Here is a 19400-nt window from a genome sequence, read left to right as displayed (position 1 = left end):
AGGTTAAATGAAAGCTATGCTTAACGTACATTCAAACGAAAAACTGCTGCATGCCTCCGCGCAGCGGTTTTTTCCCGATGTCAGCGCCGAAAGCCAGCTGAAAAGCGACAAGTACCATGACGACTATTTTGTTAGACGCGATTATTGTATCCGTCTAGCGGTACCGGAAGATATTGAAGCTTTAATGGAAATTGAGGGGGACTGCTGGGCAGTTCCTCTTCAAACTGACCGGGGGGAAATCGAGCAGCGATTAGTTGATCCGGCCTGCTTCACGTTTGTATTGGAATATGAGGGAATCGTAAGAGGCGTCATTTATACGCAGCGAATCCGGAAGGACGACATCAAAAAAATCAAATCGATGACGGTTTCAACATTTCGGAATCAAAGGGGTCCATGCGTTCAGTTTATTGCGCTCAATATTATGCCTCTCTATCAAGATAAAGGATGGGGCAGTGAGCTGCTTGAATTTATCCTACAGTATTTTTCCTTACATCCAGAAATCCATCATGTTTATGCAGTCACGCGCTGCCGTGATTTTCTGAAATCGAATTGCGCTACCCTTCAGCAATATTTAGTTCGGATTCATCGGAACGGTCTGCTCGACGATCCAATATTAAAATTTCATCAATTGCACGGGGCAACGATATTAGGATTGTTGGATAATTACAGACCGAAGGATGATGAGAATCAAGGTTATGGTGTACTTATTGAATACGACGTTGATCATCGACCATGGGGCGGGAAGTTACCGGTAAGAAGCCAGGAAAAGAAACAACCAGGAGCCAAAAAACAACTATTGGAGCTGCTCTATCGAAAATTAGATACCACGCAGCTGGATGAACGGCAGAGCCTACAAACGCTTGGTCTCGATTCCCTGGACTTCGCAGAAGTATTGACCTTTATGCACGACAAGATCGGACTTGCAATATCGATCCATGATCTCAACGATCGAAGTTTGGGTGAACTTCTTTGGTTGTGTGGCGACGGAGAGAATGCTCCACCTTCTGCATCCGCCGATCAACCGTTAAAAAACCGTCTACGCCATCTTATTCGGCAATATCCGGAAATCGTACCTTTATCCGCAGACGGAGACGGGCCATGCACATTCTGGATTCATCCGCTTTCTGGGGATGTAGGCATTTACAATCGAATCTCAAGCCAAACGGACGGCGAATTCCGTATTATTGCTATTAAAGCACGTGGCTTTCTGTCCTCTGAGCATCAACCCTTCACGTCGGTTCATGACATGGCTCGATACTATTGCGAAATAATGAAAGCCGTACAGCCGGAAGGGCCATACAACCTGGCCGGTTTTTCATTTGGCGGGACCGTAGCTTATGAAATGACACGGCAATTGCAAATGGAGGACAAACAAGTCGACTCGCTACTTCTTGTGGAGTCGCCCTGTATTACAGGTAGGGAGACCGAACTTTTCCAAACGACCTTCAGAAACAATCTATTAATGAATGCGAATTTCTTATTACTCACACTTTTGAATCGGAATGAAGCTTTCCAAGGGAAGCGACCTGACGTTGCGATCGATTGGAACTTCTATCAAATGACGGACCATGATATTCGTGATGTTTCTGATGATGGTCTGGTCTCGCATGTCGTCAAGCTTTGCAAACAAAAAGGATTGAAGCAGTCTGAAGAAGAACTGGCATTCAAATTGCGCTCTATGTCGGAGGTGCATCAATCCAATTTGCTAGCTATTCAGAATTACCAGGTCCAGAAGCTGCCACGACCTAACGATCTGACAGCCGTGTTGTTTCGAACGGAATCTGCTGATGCTGTATCCCATTCCTTCTGGAACCCGGACTATTTGGAGCGAATCCAGCATGAAATGGGATCGTTTATGCCGCTTCTTCAAGGATGGTCTTCCTTATTGCCCAAGCTGAAAACGACGATTTTAGCTGGAGATAACCATTTCGATATTTTGCATGAAGATCGAAGCGTAAAGATTTTCTATGATCATTGCAAGAACATCTTTACGAAACGCATGCATGCATCCCTGCATGAGGGAAGACCCGTCCCGGACAATGATAAACGGACTTCTCTCCCGTCCATTGCGATTGTCGGGATGTCAGGAAGATTTCCGGATGCGGACAACGTACAGCAATTTTGGGAAAACCTGAAAACCGGACGCAACAGTGTACGGGAAGCGCCTCGCGATCGTGGCTGGGATATAAACGATTATTACGACCCTAATCCGAAAACACCGGGTAAAACCTATTCGAAATGGGGCGGGTTTCTAACGGATATCGATAAATTCGATCCGCTATTTTTTAAAATATCGCCGCGGGATGCGGAGCTGATGGACCCTAGTGAGCGTTTGTTTATTCAAGAGGCGTGGAAAGCGATTGAAGATGCAGGCTATAGTCCAGAGGATCTGAGTGGCAAGCCTTGGGGCGTGTTTGCCTGCGCCAAAGGGGATTACTCCATGACGATACAACAAGAGATCCCAACCTATTACCTTCCGACGGATTCGTATTCCGCATGTCGGCTTTCCTATTTGCTGAATTTAGTTGGACCGGCGATGACGATAGATACGTCTTGCTCCTCGACCTTAACGGTTGTTGCGGAAGCTTGCGACAGCCTCGTATTGGGCAATTGTGAAAGCGCAATTGTTGGCGGTGGCTCGGTATATACAACACCGAATGTCATGATAGGTTCAAGTCAATCCCTGCTCTTATCGTCTGATGGTCTCTGCCACACCTTCGATGAGCGGGCAAACGGGACCGTAGTTGCTGAAGCGATTGGGGTTGTTGTTCTCAAACTACTCGACAAGGCGATTGAAGACAATGACCATATCTACGGGGTTATTCGGGGCTGGGGCATGAATCAGGATGGCAAAACGAATGGAATGACTGCTCCGAGCGGATTGGCACAAAGCCGGCTTCAAACCAGTATATACGAGAAATTCAATATCGATCCGGCGAGTATCACGATGTTTGAAGCACACGGAACGGGTACCAAACTAGGCGACGCCATAGAATATGAAGCGCTGAAGGAATCCTTCCGGAAATTCACCTCAAACACGGGCTATTGTGCGCTGGGGGCTTTAAAAAGTAATATCGGTCATGCTTTCTTCGGCTCTGGGATTGCAGGGCTCATTAAGGTACTGTTATCGATCGAGCATGGGCAAATTCCTCCGACCTTAAATTATGAGAACGGAAGTTCCAAAATGTCTTTCGAGAACAGTCCCTTTTTTGTAAATACAACTTTAAAGCCGTGGGAAACGGCATCGAATCAACCGCGATGCGCAGGGATCAATTCGTTCGGGGCAACCGGAACGAACGTGCATCTGGTCATTGAGGAATACCTCCCAGAGGTCAACCCTGATTCTAGAGTAAACAGCAAAGATCAAAATCCAATGATGTTTGTTTTGTCGGCAAAGGACGACAGCAGATTAAACGAATATGTCCATCAGTTTGTTCAGGTTTTGGAAAAGGGTCAGTATTCGAATAAGAACTTGGCGGATATCGCATATACGCTGCAGGTTGGTCGCGGAAGTATGGATGCCCGGTTGGCAGTGACGGCAACCTCGTTATATGAGCTGGAGACCAAGTTGAAGCGCTATCTGGAAGGTGGCGAAAACAATGAGGATATCTACCGCAGTCCGGCCAAAGCGTTAAAAGGCGGACCGGCACGGTTGGTGGCAAGTAGAGAGATACTTGATGCAGCAGATCGGTATCTAGAGCTCAGCGACGCGAGACAATTATTGGATCTATGGGTGAATGGCGCAAAAATTGACTGGGAGCGTTTCTACAGTAACGGGAAGCCGAAGCGGATCTCATTGCCTACGTATCCGTTTGCCAAAAAGCGATGCTGGATTCAGACAAATGAAGAGGGGGGCAAGCGCAATACCGAGGAAGTTGTTGCCCGTCATTGCTCGGCCTCCGATTCAGCACTATTAGAAATGAATGATGACAAGCAGAAAGAACATGTTGAAACCATGTTGTTTACCGAGGATTGGGAAGAAAATCCTTTATTTGATTATCGGGCAATTGAATTGAACACTATCGTATGTTTTCTCTCGGAGCCGGATAATCAGAACAGAATCAAGAAGTACATTCAAACTCGGAATCCAAGAGCCAATATCGTGTTTTTGTCCCAACACACAGGTCTTCGGAATTATGAGCAGACGTATTACATCGACAGGAATAAAAAGCAAGCTTATGAAGAAGCATTCCGTAGCATAAGAGCCACATATAACGAAATTTCTGCCGTTCTTTACCTATGGCCGTATGAAGATCGGGCATGTATAGAGGACTACAGCAGTATCGTCTATATTTTACAAGCGATCGCATTTGCTCAACTGGAGCCAGAAAGGCTTCTGCTGGGTGCATCGTATAGAAATGAACGTGAGCGTTGCTATCTTGAGTCGTGGATTGGCTTCGAACGGTCTATCGGACCGATGGTATCGAAGACGCGCGTGAAGGCAGTCATCCAGCAGGAAGAGCATGTGAAACCAGAAGAGCTAACTGAAGACATAACGATGCGGCTATACAAAGAGCTCGAGGCAGCGGACAGCGTCCAAAGCGTGCTGTATGAAGAAGGGCAACGATACGAATGCAAAATGAGAGAGACGAGCATAACCCCGGGGACAGCTCCGCTGAAAGCCGGAGGCACCTATTTTATAACCGGCGGACTCGGCAAGCTTGGGCTTATTTTTGCAAGACACCTCGCACAGAATTACAATGCTAATCTGATCTTGAGCGGAAGGTCGAAGCTGAATGACGCAAAGCTGGAACTCATCCGACAAATCGAGAATATGGGCGGCAGAGTTCACTATATTCAGTCGGATTCTTGTGACAAGAAGCGGATGAATGAGGGGCTGGAGACGGCGAGACGAAAATTCGGGAATATGGACGGTGTTATCCACGCCGCAGGACTAGTTGATCCTCAAAGTGTTTTCAAGAAAGAGATTGCAAACTTTGAGCAGGTCGTCTCTCCTAAGATTAATGGAACGCTCGTGCTGGATGAACTTCTGCAGGGGATACCGCTTGATTTCGTCTGTTATTTTTCTTCGTCTGCCGCTATTATGGGAGATTTCGGCACTTGCGACTATGCTGTCGGGAACCGCTTTCAAATGGCCTATACCCGCTATAGAAACAAGCTGGAGGCGAGGCAGGAAGTATTGGGCAAGACCGTTGTCATCAACTGGCCGCTGTGGCGGGACGGTGGCATGGGATTTGATCAGGACAATAACGAAAAATATCTGAAATCTAGCGGCCAGCGTTATTTGGAAACTGAAGAGGGACTGTCCATCTTTGAACGAATCTTGATGGCGCCTCAATCGCAACACTTGATTATGTCAGGCCAAAGGAGCATGGTGTACAAATTTTTAAGATTACAGCAGGAACAGGAGCAAGAAAACATTCGTTTCAAATCTCCTGCAGTCTCAAACATCAGCAACGGCGTAGCAAATGAAGCATTTGACGTCGTGCGATTCGTGGAGCGGGACTTGAAAGAAGCAATCAGCCAGCTGCATCATGTGCCTGTCGAGAAACTGGACGTGGACGAGCATTTGTTAGAATACGGCTTTGACTCCATCAATTTGTTCGAATTTGCTGGAAGGATCACGAGCTTATACGGCATTGAGATTACGCCATCCTCACTGCTCGGTTATTCCACGATCGGCAAGATTAGCGAATATTTGGTGCAGGACCATAAAGAAACGCTCGAACGGTTTTATCAGGGGGAAATTGAACTGAATGAAAGGAAAGCTGAGATCGAAAGTGACAATACCCCACAAGAGCGCAAAGATAAAGGATCGGATCTCGACCACATCCACTCCAACATGGAGAAATTAATTGAGCCGATCGCCATCATTGGGATGAGTGGGCGATTCCCTCAGGCGGATTCGGTGGAGAAGCTTTGGCAGAATCTGAAGCATCGTAAAGAAAGCATTACTGAGATTCCGAAGGATCGGTGGGATTGGCGGGACTATGATGGAGAAGCATCGGGTGAAGTTGGAAGAAGTCATTCGAAATGGGGAGGATTTCTTACCGATATCGATCGCTTCGATCCGTTATTTTTCAAAATTTCACCGAAGGAAGCCCATATCATGGATCCATGCCAGCGCTTGTTTCTGGAAGAGGCGTGGCATGCGCTAGAAGATGCAGGGTATATGGACGAGAGAATAAAAGGGAAATCGTGCGGCGTGTACGTAGGGGTTGAAGAAGGTGACTATGGATTTATGGTGAAGCAGCAGGGACAGTTTTACAGCAATCAGAATGCCATTCTATCCGCTCGTATTGCCTATTTACTAGATTTGAAAGGTCCCAATTTATCGATTACGGCATCTTGTTCTTCCAGTCTGGTTGCCCTTCATCAAGCTTGCCAAGCTTTGCGCCAGGACGACTGCGAAATGGCTCTAGTTGGTGGTATCAACCTGTTCGTCTCACCATCAGCGCATATCGGAATGAGTATGTTAGATTTGATTTCCCCTACGGGGAAGTCTCATGTATTTGATGACCGCGCAAACGGTATGGTGCCGAGTGAAGCTGTTGCCGCCGTTTTGCTCAAGCCTTTATCTAAGGCCATTCGCGACAAGGATCATATTTACGGTTGCATCAAAGGCAGTGGTGTCAACTATAACGGGAAAGGCCATGGTATGATGGCGCCAAATCCGATCAGGCAAGCGGAGCTGATTAGCGACACGCTGGATAAATACCAGATCGATCCTTCAGGTATCCAATATATGATTTCGCATAGCGTAGGGACCAAACTGGGAGATGCTGCAGAAATTGACGGCTTGCGCAAAGCGTTTGGGAGCTATTCCTCTGAAAAGCCATTAGGTTATATTAGTTCAATTAAACCGTTAATCGGACATACGTTTGCTGCTTCGGGGATAGTCAGTTTAATAACGATGCTGATGGCAATGAGAGAGCAGACGATGCTGGGTCTGCATAATTTCAATACGAGTAACCCTGATATCGATTTTTCAAAAGCGCCGTTTCTGGCGAGTGGAAGCGATCAGACATGGAATAGATGCGCTGATCAACCGCGCCTGGGTGCGATCAGTACATCCGCGAATAGCGGAACGAATGCCTTCGCTGTTATAGAAGAGTATATCGATCCTTCGAAGGAATCGAATAAGCCTATCGCTGAAGATCAAAGCCAAATTTTTATTTTTTCGGCAGCAGATCGTGAAAGACTTCATGCCGTTGCGAAGCAGATGCATGATCACATTTCCATGGCTGATCATCTCTCATTGTCCGACCTTGCCTATACGCTTCAATCTGGAAGGGAAGCGATGCCGAGTCGGTTAGCCATTGTAACGAAAGGCAAAGAAGAACTTATTCAGGGGCTGAATGATTATTTGCAATCCGATCAGGGCAGTCAACAGATCAATAGCGTAGTTCCGATTTTTACCGGCAACGCAGAGGAGGCATTACAAGTAAAAGCGCTTTCCTTTATGAATGAAAAAGAGTCGCTGGTACAACAGTTTGTTCAGAGCGGAAATCTCGACATCATCGCCATACACTGGGTAAATGGCGGCAAAGTGGCATGGAATTCATTATTTAATGAGGATCGAGCGCGGATCATCCCGTTACCGACCTATCCGTTCAAAAAGGAACGTTATTGGATTCCAGCGGAAACGAAAAGACGTTTAACGGAGCGTGATAAGTCGAATGAGGAAGTTCGAGTGGATGATAATGCTTTGGTCAACGTCGAGATGTCAACTCAGGAAGAGTTCGAGGGGTATCTCATCGGGTTTTTCTCAGAGAAGCTCGAAATCGCTGAACAAAGTATCAACGTGAATCGTGACCTGCAAGACTATGGTGTAGATTCGATTCTGATGATGAAATTAATTCGGAATGTCGAACAACATTACGATCTCACGATTTCAGGTCGCGAACTTCTTCAGTGCCCGACGATTCGTTCCATTTCAGCATACTTGGTTCCAAAACTGGGAATTAGTCAACATAACGATCAGGATACTAAAGAAAACATGCAGCGCGAATACAAAGATCTAGAAGTTATCGAAGCGATGGAGAAGTTTATTCAAGGCATTATCAAGCTTGATGATCTAGAAAAATGTATAGGAGTAGATGGATAATGATAGCGAAAGAGTTGTTGGACAAGTATAGAGAAGGCGAATTATCAACATCTGAGCTACGCCAAAAGCTTCAAGAGCTGACCCCTCAATTTTTGGCGAAAAAAACGCTATCTGAGGGACAGAAGGGTCTATGGATGCTAGAGAAAGTAGCACCCGGCATGAGCGCCTACAATCTGCCGATCTGCTTCCGTATTCGAAAACGACTGGATGTTAATTTGTTCAGGCAAGCGCTGGAGTATATGTTGGAGCAGCATCCGATATTAAAGACTGTCATTGAAGAGGAGAACGGTATTCCTTTTCAAACCTCTCAGCAATCACAGAAACTAGCAATCACGAGAGAGGATATTTCCCAACTGTTTTATGAAGAGATTATCCCATTTATTCGTACGAAGGCTAGCGAGTCCTTCTCGTTTAATGCAGGTCCATTAATGCGAGTTCATGTGTTCGAGCGATCCGAGACCGAGCACTGGGTGTTAATCAATGTCCACCATATTATTTTTGACGGCAGTTCAGTTGCAATTCTCGTAAAGTCCTTATTGGATGCTTATCTTGCTCTTGCAAAGGGGGAATCGCTAACAAGCGGTTCCTCTTCCTCACACTATTATGATTTTATCGATTGGGAACAGGAAATGCTGGCAAGCAGGAAAGGGGAAGAGCACCGTGCCTATTGGAAGCAGCAATTGTCGGGTACGCTGCCGGTCTTAGACCTCCCAACCGATCTGCCGCGTCATTCTGCAGCCACATTTAAAGGGAAGACGCATCGCGTTTCTATTCCGTCCGAGCTTAAAGATAAAATCAAATCGTTTTCCAAACTTCAGCGCATCCGTCTGCCGGTTTTTTTCCTAGCTGTGTTTAAGGTGCTGCTACATCAATATTCAAATCAGCGCGAGCTGATTGTCGGAATGGCAAGCTTAGGAAGGCCGGAAGAGAGATTCGAGTCGTTAATCGGTTATTTCATCAACATGATTCCAATTCGTAGTCGAATTGACGAAGAGGAAGGCTTTACGAAGTTTGCTGAGCAGTTACAGTTGACGATGCTCGACGGAATGGATCATTCGGACTATCCGTTCTCTGCAATGGTAAGAGAACTGAATTTGCCTCGTTCGATATCGAATGCGCCGGTATTCCAGGTCGGATATTTCTATCAAAATTTTATTTCTTCCAGCCAGATGAAGCAGTTTGCGGATTATCATAACGCTCTTGATTTTGAGCTAGTGGAGGAGATTCATCAGGAAGGAGAATATGAACTTGCGTTAGAAGTATTTGAGCACGGCGATCACTACCAACTTAATATGAAGTACAATCCTGACCTTTACCATGACTCAACGATCAAGCGGATGACCGAATACTTTGTACGATTAACGGAAGAAGTGATCGGTAACGGGGAGCGTGCGCTTGGACAATATCCGCTACTTTCAGCAGAAGAAGAACAAACCATTCTCTTGAATTGGAATGCGACAGAGATCACGTATTCGAAGAACAAATGCGTACATGAATTATTTGAAGAACAGGTTAGGAAAACGCCCGAGGCGACCGCAGTCATCTATGAGAACGAGTCGCTCACCTACCGGGAATTGGACGAGAGAAGCACGAAGCTTGCGATCTATCTGCAGCGACAAGGGGTTAAGCCCGATAGCCTGGTGGGGATCAGCTTCGAACGATCATTACATATGATCGTTGGTTTGCTAGGGATTCTTAAATCCGGTGGCGCCTATGTTCCTTTAGATCCGGAATATCCGTCTGAACGCTTGAGCTATATGATCGAAGACAGCCGGATATCTATTGTTATCAGTCAGTCCGCATTAATGAACAAGTTGAATGGACTATTAAGTAATGAAGTTACAGCTATCCCGCTGGATACGTATTGGGAGACCATAGAGAAAATGGCAAGTGGCCAGGTGGTAATTCAGAAACCATCAGGGTCAGATCACTTAGCCTACGTGATGTATACGTCCGGAAGCACAGGTAACCCAAAAGGAGTAATGATTCCGCATGTCGCTCTGACTAATTTCTTGCAATCGATGGGACGGAAGCCCGCTATTACGTCCGAAGATAAATTGCTCGCCGTAACTACGTATTGCTTTGATATTGCCGGCTTGGAATTGTACCTGCCTCTAATCTGCGGTGCGGCCTGTTATATTTGCAGCACGGCTAAACAAAAGAACGTCGAGTTACTTCAGCAGGAAATTCAAACGGTTCGACCTACGATAATGCAAGCGACGCCCGCGACGTGGACGGCGCTTTTTCTTTATGGTTGGCGGAACGAAGAACGAATTAAAATTCTATGCGGAGGCGAGGCTCTACCGGAACGGTTAAAGCAGTTCTTTATGGAAACAAATAGCGAAGTCTGGAATATGTTTGGACCGACGGAAACGACGATATGGTCTACGCTCAAGCAGATTAAACCGAATGAACCGATCACAATCGGCAAGCCGATCGCCAATACGCAAATCTATATTTTGAATGACCGAATGATGCCGGTTCCTGTTTCCATTCCGGGCGAGCTTTATATTGGCGGAGATGGATTAGCCAGAGGGTATTTAAATTTGCCTAAGCTTACGGCAGAACGGTTCATCGAGAATCCCTTTCAACCAGGTACCAAGCTTTATCGAACTGGAGATTCGGCAAGATGGCTCGCAGGCGGCGAAATTGAATATTTGGGACGGATCGACAACCAAGTGAAACTGCATGGATTCCGGATCGAACTGAACGAAATAGAAACGAGACTCAATCTGTATCCGGGGATTCGTGAAAGTGCCGTCGTCATTCACAATCATCAAGAGCATGTGCAGCTAAGAGCGTATTATGTGCGCGGTGGTCAGGAGCGCCACCGTGATCTCGTTCTGAAAGAGCTGCGTAGGTATATGAAGAAATGGCTTCCTGCTCATATGGTTCCGAGCGTTTTTACGGAGATTGAGTCGATCCCGCTGACGCCAAATGGCAAAGTGAACCGATTGGAGCTATCCAAACGAAATGAAGTACAACCGGACCGCGTAGCAATGAATACGATGTCGGAGTCGGAAACCGAACAAATTATTGTGGCGATTTGGAAAGACGTTATCGGCGTTGATGAAATTAACATGGAAGACGGATTTTTTGATGCAGGCGGAGACTCCTTCACTGCTGTAACGGCAGCGGATCGGATTAGCAGGAAGCTGGACTGCGAAATCAAGGTAACGAACCTCTTTGAGCATGCCAATGTTAGAGAGCTAAGTAAATTTATTCTGGATATAAAAAGTGAGGGGCAGCTCCATGTTCAAGTGAAGAGTCCTCCTGAAGCCATACAGACTCCGTTGTACCCCACAGATAAAAACAGCAAGGGCAGTAACCAGCAACACAACTATCCGGCGTATGTTGAAGATAGCATGGCTATCATAGGCATCTCGTGTCAGTTTTCCGATGCCAACAACTACCGTCAATTTTGGGAGAACTTGCGGGAAGGAAAAGAAAGTGTTCGTCTACTATCCGAAGAAGAGTTAAACGAGTTAAACATCGACAAACAACTTATCGAGAATCCGTCGTATGTGCCTATCCAATTAACGATAGATGGCAAAGAACTGTTCGATCCCGAGTTTTTCAAAATCTCGCCTAAGGATGCGGAAATGATGGATCCGCAGATGAGGCTTTTACTGCTTCATTCCTGGAAAGCGGTAGAGGATGCTGGTTACCGTGCTCAGGATATTCCAAACACAGCCGTGTACATGTCCTCAAGCAACAACTTCTATCAGGCGCCAGACGATCCGCAACAGGTTCATGTCGTCGATGATGCCGGTACGTATGTATCGTGGATACTAGGCCAAGCGGGGACGATTCCGACGATGATCTCATACCAGCTGGGATTGAAAGGACCGAGCTTTTCTGTCCATTCCAATTGTTCCTCGTCTTTAGCTGGGATGTATTCAGCGTTTCAAAGCCTGCGTTCGGGGGAGAGCGACTACGCTTTAGTCGGGGCGTCGACAATTCACTCTTCAACTAGTGCTGGCTATGTCCATATGCCAGGTCTGAATTTTTCGGGAGACGGTCATTTGAAAGCCTTTGATGCTTCGGCTGACGGGATGATTGGCGGAGAAGGCGCCGCTGTCATCGTACTGAAGTCTGCGAAGAAGGCCATCGAAGACGGGGATAATATCTATGCACTGTTAAGAGACATTAAATTGAATAACGACGGGGCGGACAAAGTTGGATTTTATGCACCCAGCATAAAAGGGCAGGCCAACGTCATTCAAAGTGCGCTGGAATCAACGAAGATCGACCCGGAAACCATCAGCTACATCGAAGCGCATGGAACGGGCACCAAGCTGGGCGATCCGATCGAAATTGCTGCACTCAGCCAAATCTACAATCAATACACGACAAAACGGCAATTTTGCGGAATCGGATCGGTTAAAACGAACATTGGACATCTGGATACTGCCGCAGGCTTGGCAGGTTGTATTAAGGTGGCATTAAGCTTGTATCACAATCAGATCCCCGCGTCACTGAATTTCAAGGAAGCGAATCGTGAGATCGATTTACGTCACTCACCTTTCTATGTAGTAGATCAGCTGCAAAGTTTGGAGAATCGTCCTCATCCATACCGGGCGGCACTCAGTTCATTCGGGATTGGAGGGACAAATGCTCATGCCATTTTCGAGAAATATACCGAGATGAACCCGGTTGAAAGCCTTGCAGAATCAAATTGCGGTCGTTCTTATTTGATTCCGCTATCAGCCAGAAACGACGATCGTCTCAAAGCGTACGCGCTTGAGCTCCTTCACTATATGAGAAGCGACAATCGCCATCCGAATTTATCGAATATCGCATTTACGCTGCAGGTTGGCCGCGAAACGATGAGTAGCCGAGTTATCTTTCTGGTCAACGATGCCGAAGATTTAATCGGCAAGCTGGAGGCTTATGTGGAAGGCAAGATGAACATCGATAATTGTTTTGAGAAGAAGGCCAAGCAGGCAGAAGCATCTATTCAATGGTTTGAGCGGGATGAGGATTCAACTGAGTTGATTGGCAAATGGATCATGAAGGATAAAAAGAAAAAACTGGCCATGCTGTGGGTAAACGGGCTGAAGCTGGATTGGACCTTATTCTATAATAATGCCCCGCGTCCTCGCCGCGTCAGTCTTCCGACGTATCCGTTTGCGCAAGAGAGGTACTGGAAGACGGAATCCTCTCGTAAGCCTGTGGCGGCAATAGCAAAGGAAGCAGCTCAAAAGCTTCATCCGTTCATCGACCGTAATACGTCGGATTTCATGGCGCAGAAATATACAACAACACTAACAGGTAACGAATTTTTCCTTGTGGATCATGTCATTCATCATCAAAAGGTTTTGCCAGGCGTAGCCTACATCGAGATGGGTAGGGCAGCCGGTGAGCTGGCGGCAAAGCGGAAAATCCATAAGATTAAGCAGATCGTGTGGGCACGTCCCATCATTGTGGAGACGTCTCGTGAAATGGAAATTGTACTTACCCCACTTGATCATGAGATCGAATTTAAAGTATGTACCTACGAACAGGAACAGCAGGTCATTCACGCGCAAGGAAAGCTTGAAGTTCGCCCGGATATGGATACAGAGTGGAATATCGAGGAATCACATGAAATCTTTGATATAGAAAGCTGCCTGGAAAGATGCTCAGATCGTATCGAGCATACCGCTTTCTATGGATCGAATGCTTCCGCGGATGTCTACCAATACGGCCCGACATTCCGGCCAATTAAGGCGCTTTATTATAACGAATCCGAAGCGATATCGCGAATCGAATTGCCAGTTGAGAGAGAAGGAAACTTCGATGCCTTTACGCTGCACCCTTCCTTGCTGGAAGGGTGCCTGCAGACAATCGTCGGGCTGCTACAGGGAAGAGATACTTCGCCTTTCATGCCGTTCTCCATTGATGAGGTTGAAGTGATACGGCCATTCCCGAAGCAATGTTACGTCTATGCGACACGGGCCGATCAAGATTCTAACAAGACAGGTGCTTCAAAGTTCAATTTGAACCTATATGATCCACAAGGCCGTATGGTGGCCTTCATTCGGAACTATTCGATTCGAACCATTACGACTACGTTGGAAACGGGTTCTTCAACTTCAGATAAGCTGGAAACCTTGTATTATCACAACTCTTGGGAGAAGGCGACTTTGGAGCTACATCCTGGCAACATATCCGGGCCGCTACTTATTTTTACCAACAGCGAACAAGCGTGGGATGCCTTCAAATCGGATTTTCCTATCATTCTCGTGAAGCCTGGCGAAGCATTCAAAGATGGCCCCAACGATAATTATGTGATTAATCCGGAGCGACAAGACGATTATCGCAAGCTTCTCTCTGATCTTAAGCAGAAAGATAGGCTGCCAAGTCAGATTATTCACATGTGGTCGCATCATTCGTCGTCTTATGAGCTGGATGCGGTGATGAACGAGGGGATATACTCGTTGTTTTATTTGACGAAGTCTCTAACGGAAGTCGCTCCGTACGAAAAAGTGAAGCTCCTACTCATCTATAACGAGGAGAGCACCATTGCTTCGGCTCTCAGCGAAGCGATAAGCGGCTTTGCCAAAACCGTCCGGCTGGAGTATCCGAAATTAGCCTACAAAATTGTCCGGCTTCAATCGGTAGCTGTTCTTCCGGAAAGCATTGCAGCAGCCGAATTCGAAGCGGAGGACGGCGATGAAATTCGGTACACAGAAGAAGGTCGATTCGTGAAGCGTTTAAAAGAAGGGAATTTCGAACAAGAGATCACCGATAAGCCGATGCCGTTCCGAAACAACGGCGTCTATCTTATTACCGGAGGGATGGGCGGGATCGGGATTGTGTTGGCTAAGCATCTTGCTAGCACGACACAAGCAAAATTGGCGCTGATTGGTCGATCGTCTCTGGACGACGAAAAACAAATTTTACTTGAGGAGCTGGAATCGTTAGGTTCGGAAGTTCTCTATATTCAGGCAGATATGTCCGTACATGAAGAGGTCGAAAGTGCGCTAGCCCAAATACGAGCCCGATTCCAGGCGCTGCACGGTATCATCCATTGTGCAGGTGTCCTTGATGACAAGTTAATCGTAAATAAATCTTACGAAGAAATGAAGGCTGTGCTAGCCCCTAAAGTGAACGGCACCATTTGGTTAGATGAGGCTTCCAAAGAGGAATCGTTAGATTTCTTTGTTTTATTCTCATCTGTGTCGCACCTGGGTAATGTCGGACAGTCAGATTATGCCTATGCCAACAGCTTCCTTAATTCCTTTGCGGAATATCGTGAGAATCTTCAGATTCGTGACAAACGTTCAGGCAAGACAATCAGTATAAACTGGCCCTACTGGGAAGAAGGGGGAGTGCGGAATGCGACTAAGTGAAGAAACGATCAAGCTACTCAAAACAACAAAAGGCATTCATCCGGTTACGGGCGAAGTCGGACTACATGCACTGCAGCAAGCCATGTTACAAAGCAATAATCAAATCATGGTTTATCATGGCGACCCAGTTAAGATTAGACGCAATTCAGGGTTTCAACCGGTTGAAGCCAAACCGAAGCAAGTAGCAGACCATCCGCCTGTAGTGCGAACAGATAATAAAGCACTGTTCGAAAAGGTTAATGAGGATTTGGTGGAGATCGCTTGCGGATTACTAAAAATGCAGAACATGGATATCGATCATGACCTGATGCAGTACGGCTTTGATTCCATTAGCATTACAGTATTCACTAATAAAATTAACGATCTGTACGAGCTGGATGTGATGCCGACGGTCATCTTTGAGTTAGAGCAGCCAACGATCCGGTCATTGATACAGCATTTGTGCGAAAAGCATGCTGATCGTCTTCGTCACTATTACCGGCATGACCTCGTAGACAGTGCCGTTACGGCTAGAGCCGATCGAGCTGCGAATGTGATGTCGGATCCGGTCCCACAGCCTTCTTCTTTCGAAGATAATAAACTGTTCAAAGCGGAAGCACCTAAAGCACCAATGCGGTTTAGTCATTCCGAGCGAAACGTGCCCGTCCATCAGAACACAAAGGATGTGGAAGAGCCGATCGCAATTATCGGCATGAACGGAATTTTCCCACAAGCCGATAATCTCGACGAGTTCTGGGAACATCTCGTACAGGAGAAGCAGCTAATTACTGAAATACCTGAAGAACGATTCGATTGGCGAGCGTTTGGCGACCCCAAAGTCAAGTGGGGCGGGTTTATGAAGGAGGTCGATAAATTTGATGCGGCCTTTTTTGGCATATCCACTCGCGAGGCGGAAGTAATGGACCCCCAGCATAGACTGTTCCTTCAGGTTGCATGGGGCGCGATTGAAGAAGCGGGATATAAGCCATCCGATTTATCGGGAACAGACACCGGAGTTTTTGTTGGCATCGGTACCCAGGATTATGCTCAGCTTATCGATCAGCATTTGACCGAGCATAATCCGTATGCGCTTACGGGAAGAACACCTTTCATGCTTGTCAATCGGATTTCCTCCATGTTGAATTTGCATGGACCGAGCGAGCCTATCGATACCGCATGTTCTAGTTCGCTTGTAGCGCTGCATAAAGCAGCGGAAGCGATACGTAGAGGCACGTGCAGAATGGCGATTGCCGGTGGCGTTAATGTGATCCTAACGCCTTCGGTTCATCTCTATTTCAGCGAGGCGGGGATGCTCAGTGATAACGGAGAATGTAATGTCTTCGACAAAGATGCTGGCGGTACGGTTCGGAGTGAAGGCGTAGGCGCGATATTGCTTAAGAGAATGAGCGATGCCATTGCTGATGGGGATCACATCCATGGGGTCATTCGAAACTCAGCACAGAATCATAAAGGTAAAAGTGCATCCTTAACCGCTCCGAATGCGAACGCACAGGCTGACCTATTAATAGATGTGTACGGCAAGGCAAAAGTGGATCCGACAACCATCGGTTACATTGAAACGCACAGCACAGGGACTCGGTTAGGTGACCCCATTGAGATTGCCGGTCTAAAAAATGCTTTCAACGAGTTGTACAGCAAGAATGGTGTTTCATCATTCCAGCCTCATTGTGCCCTAGGGTCGCTGAAAACGAATATCGGACATCTGGAAACAGCTGCAGGGATTGGTGCTGTCATCAAAGTGCTTCTTTCGTTGAAAAACAAAACGATTCCGGGTATGCCGGGCTTTAAAGAGCTGAACCCATATATTAAATTATCCGAAAGCCCCTTCTACATCAACGAGAAGAGCACGCCATGGGATCGAATTCAGCCGGATATTCCACGCAGAGCAGGAGTCAGCGCATTCGGTTTTGGCGGCGTAAATGCACATGTCATGATCGAGGAGTATATAGATGAGCATCCGGACCGGCCACGAGAGAAGATCAGGCTAGAAAGTCCCGCCCTCATCGTACTATCCGCAGCCAATGGAGGACGTCTAACTGAACAGGCCAAGCAGCTGGTTGACGCGATGGGAAAAATGCAATTCCAAGATGAGGATTTGCTGGACATCGCTTACACGCTGCAGGTCGGGCGCGAGGCACACGAGGAACGATTGGCGTTAACCGCAGCTTCCATCGATGAACTTTGGATGAAGCTTTCAACATGGCTTCAGGGGGATAACATCCGGGGTAACGCGGTATTCCAGGGGAAGGTTAACAAACGTGATGATGTCCTTGCCCTGCTGGCGCAAGATGAATGCATGGAGGATGTCATTGAAGCATGGTTCAAAAAGGGCGAGTATAACAAGTTATTGAGTTTATGGGTGAGAGGTCTGGCTCTAGACTGGAACATGCTCTATCCAAACGCTAATCCTCGGCGCGTATCCCTTCCGACCTATCCATTTGAGCGGCAGCGTCACTGGTTACAGATTTCAAACCCAGAGGTGCGTCATGTGGATAAGGAATCAGGTAATCGGCAGGCAGCAACCATCGTTGCAGTAAAAGAGAGCATAAACAGCATTACAGAAAGCGGCGTAACCCGCATCTCGATTGGTAACAGGATCATCAACCTATTTGCCTCGTTATTAGGCGTCAATGCTTCCGAAATCGATAGAGATCAATCCATGGTGGAAATGGGAGCAGATTCAATCATTCTGACGCAAGTGCTGCAGCAGTTGCAATCCATTGATTCGTCCATTGATTTTGAGACCATATATAATTGCATCTCGATTCGAGAGATCATTGACGTCATTTCTAAATCCGCAGATCCAGAAAACGAGATTACCGTTAGGGAACCAGCATACGAACAGGAAGAGCACATAGAGTCTTCCGCGCCGATTCAGCTCGACCAGCGATTGGAGTATCCGGAGCTGATCAGATTAAACAAGTCGAATAAGAAAAGACCCGTATTTTGGTTCCACGGCGGTTTTGGTGGCGTTGAAATTTATCGGTTAATTTCGAATAAAATAGAGCGCCCTTTTTACGGCGTTCAGGCAAAAGGATATATGACTGACCATGAGCCAATCGAGGGAATTGAAGCGATGGCCGCCTATTATGTCCAGATGATTCAATCGGTTCAGCCGGAAGGTCCGTACGATTTCGGTGGCTTGTCTTTGGGTGGTATGATCGCCTATGAAGTGGCACGCCAGATGCAAGAGCAGGGCGAGACGGTGAATTCAATCGTCATGCTGGAATCGATATATGTAGACGAAGCGATGAGAGAGGATTGGCTGACGATACCACAAGGTAACTTAAAGAAAGATCGAATGTTAAGAGCGATCAACCTTCTGTTAGCTTTCTCGTCAGCCGATCAATTGGTACTCATTGCTGATCATGAAGTCCAAACAGACGTTTCCGACGAGGCATTCCTCGATCAGCTCGTTTTGCTGGCCGAACAAAAAGGCATCACGAAGTCTCCTCAGCAATTGCGTAAGTCTGTAGTTCAATATGAGAAAATATTAGATACGCTTGATATGAGCACGGCTATTTATGACGGATGGCCTCTGTCTGATCCCCACAATGTACCGTGTTATTACTTCTGTAACCCAACGGGGACGTTATTTGGAGAAGACGAATCCTATTTCCGTCTCGTCGATAAAGGACGAGTCTATGATTACGTAAGCTTTGCTGCGAAGTGGAAGGAGAAGATGCCTGCATTAACTGTTCTAAAGGTAGAGGCATCCAATCATTTGACGTTGTTGACGGAGCCTGAGTCACAGGAACGGATTGTTACATTTTGCGAGAAATTATATTCCGATGAGCCTATACCCGATACCTATTTAAAATCGTTATCTATCGACTAAAAACGGGCTCTCTTTTTAATCGCATTTTGAGGAATCTACCAGAGGGGTGGGGGGCGGATGGATAGCCATTGAAACCTACAGTAGCACGAGGTAGCACACATGGAATATGTCTGTAGTTTTTGAGTTGATCGCAGCTGCTGTAGGGCGTTATAGCTCT

General features: G+C 46.7%; 3 protein-coding genes. All 3 read left to right on the top strand.

The window, feature by feature from the left end:
• The first annotated feature begins 16 nt into the window (after window positions 1–16).
• From ABGV42_RS16605 to ABGV42_RS16595, 3 genes are read left to right on the top strand one after another with little or no spacing between them, the layout of a single operon-like run.
• Window positions 17–8068: an SDR family NAD(P)-dependent oxidoreductase gene (locus ABGV42_RS16605; protein ID WP_347382627.1), complete on the top strand. Its 8052-nt coding sequence runs from the start codon at window positions 17–19 to the stop codon at window positions 8066–8068.
• Window positions 8047–15405 carry an amino acid adenylation domain-containing protein gene (locus ABGV42_RS16600; protein ID WP_347382626.1) on the top strand — a complete coding sequence of 2453 codons (7359 nt, stop codon included), beginning with the start codon at window positions 8047–8049 and terminating at the stop codon, window positions 15403–15405. The genes ABGV42_RS16605 and ABGV42_RS16600 overlap by 22 nt, the downstream gene beginning before the upstream one ends.
• Entirely contained in the window at window positions 15392–19243 is a 3852-nt protein-coding gene (locus ABGV42_RS16595) for a type I polyketide synthase (protein WP_347382625.1), read from the top strand. Before ABGV42_RS16600 ends, ABGV42_RS16595 begins: the two co-directional genes overlap by 14 nt.
• Window positions 19244–19400: the final 157 nt, after the last annotated feature.

The sequence above is a fragment of the Paenibacillus pabuli genome (genome assembly GCF_039831995.1).
Classification (GTDB): Bacteria; Bacillota; Bacilli; order Paenibacillales; family Paenibacillaceae; genus Paenibacillus; species Paenibacillus pabuli_C.
The sequence above is the reverse complement of the archived record's forward strand: the minus strand, read 5'-3'. Positions and strand labels throughout refer to the sequence as shown.

What these genes read in the sequence shown, in the direction of transcription:
- ABGV42_RS16605 (WP_347382627.1), top strand. Translation starts at nt 17, where the DNA reads ATGCTTAACGTACATTCAAACGAAAAACTGCTGCATGCCTCCGCGCAG.
- ABGV42_RS16600 (WP_347382626.1), top strand. Translation starts at nt 8,047, where the DNA reads ATGTATAGGAGTAGATGGATAATGATAGCGAAAGAGTTGTTGGACAAG.
- ABGV42_RS16595 (WP_347382625.1), top strand. Translation starts at nt 15,392, where the DNA reads ATGCGACTAAGTGAAGAAACGATCAAGCTACTCAAAACAACAAAAGGC.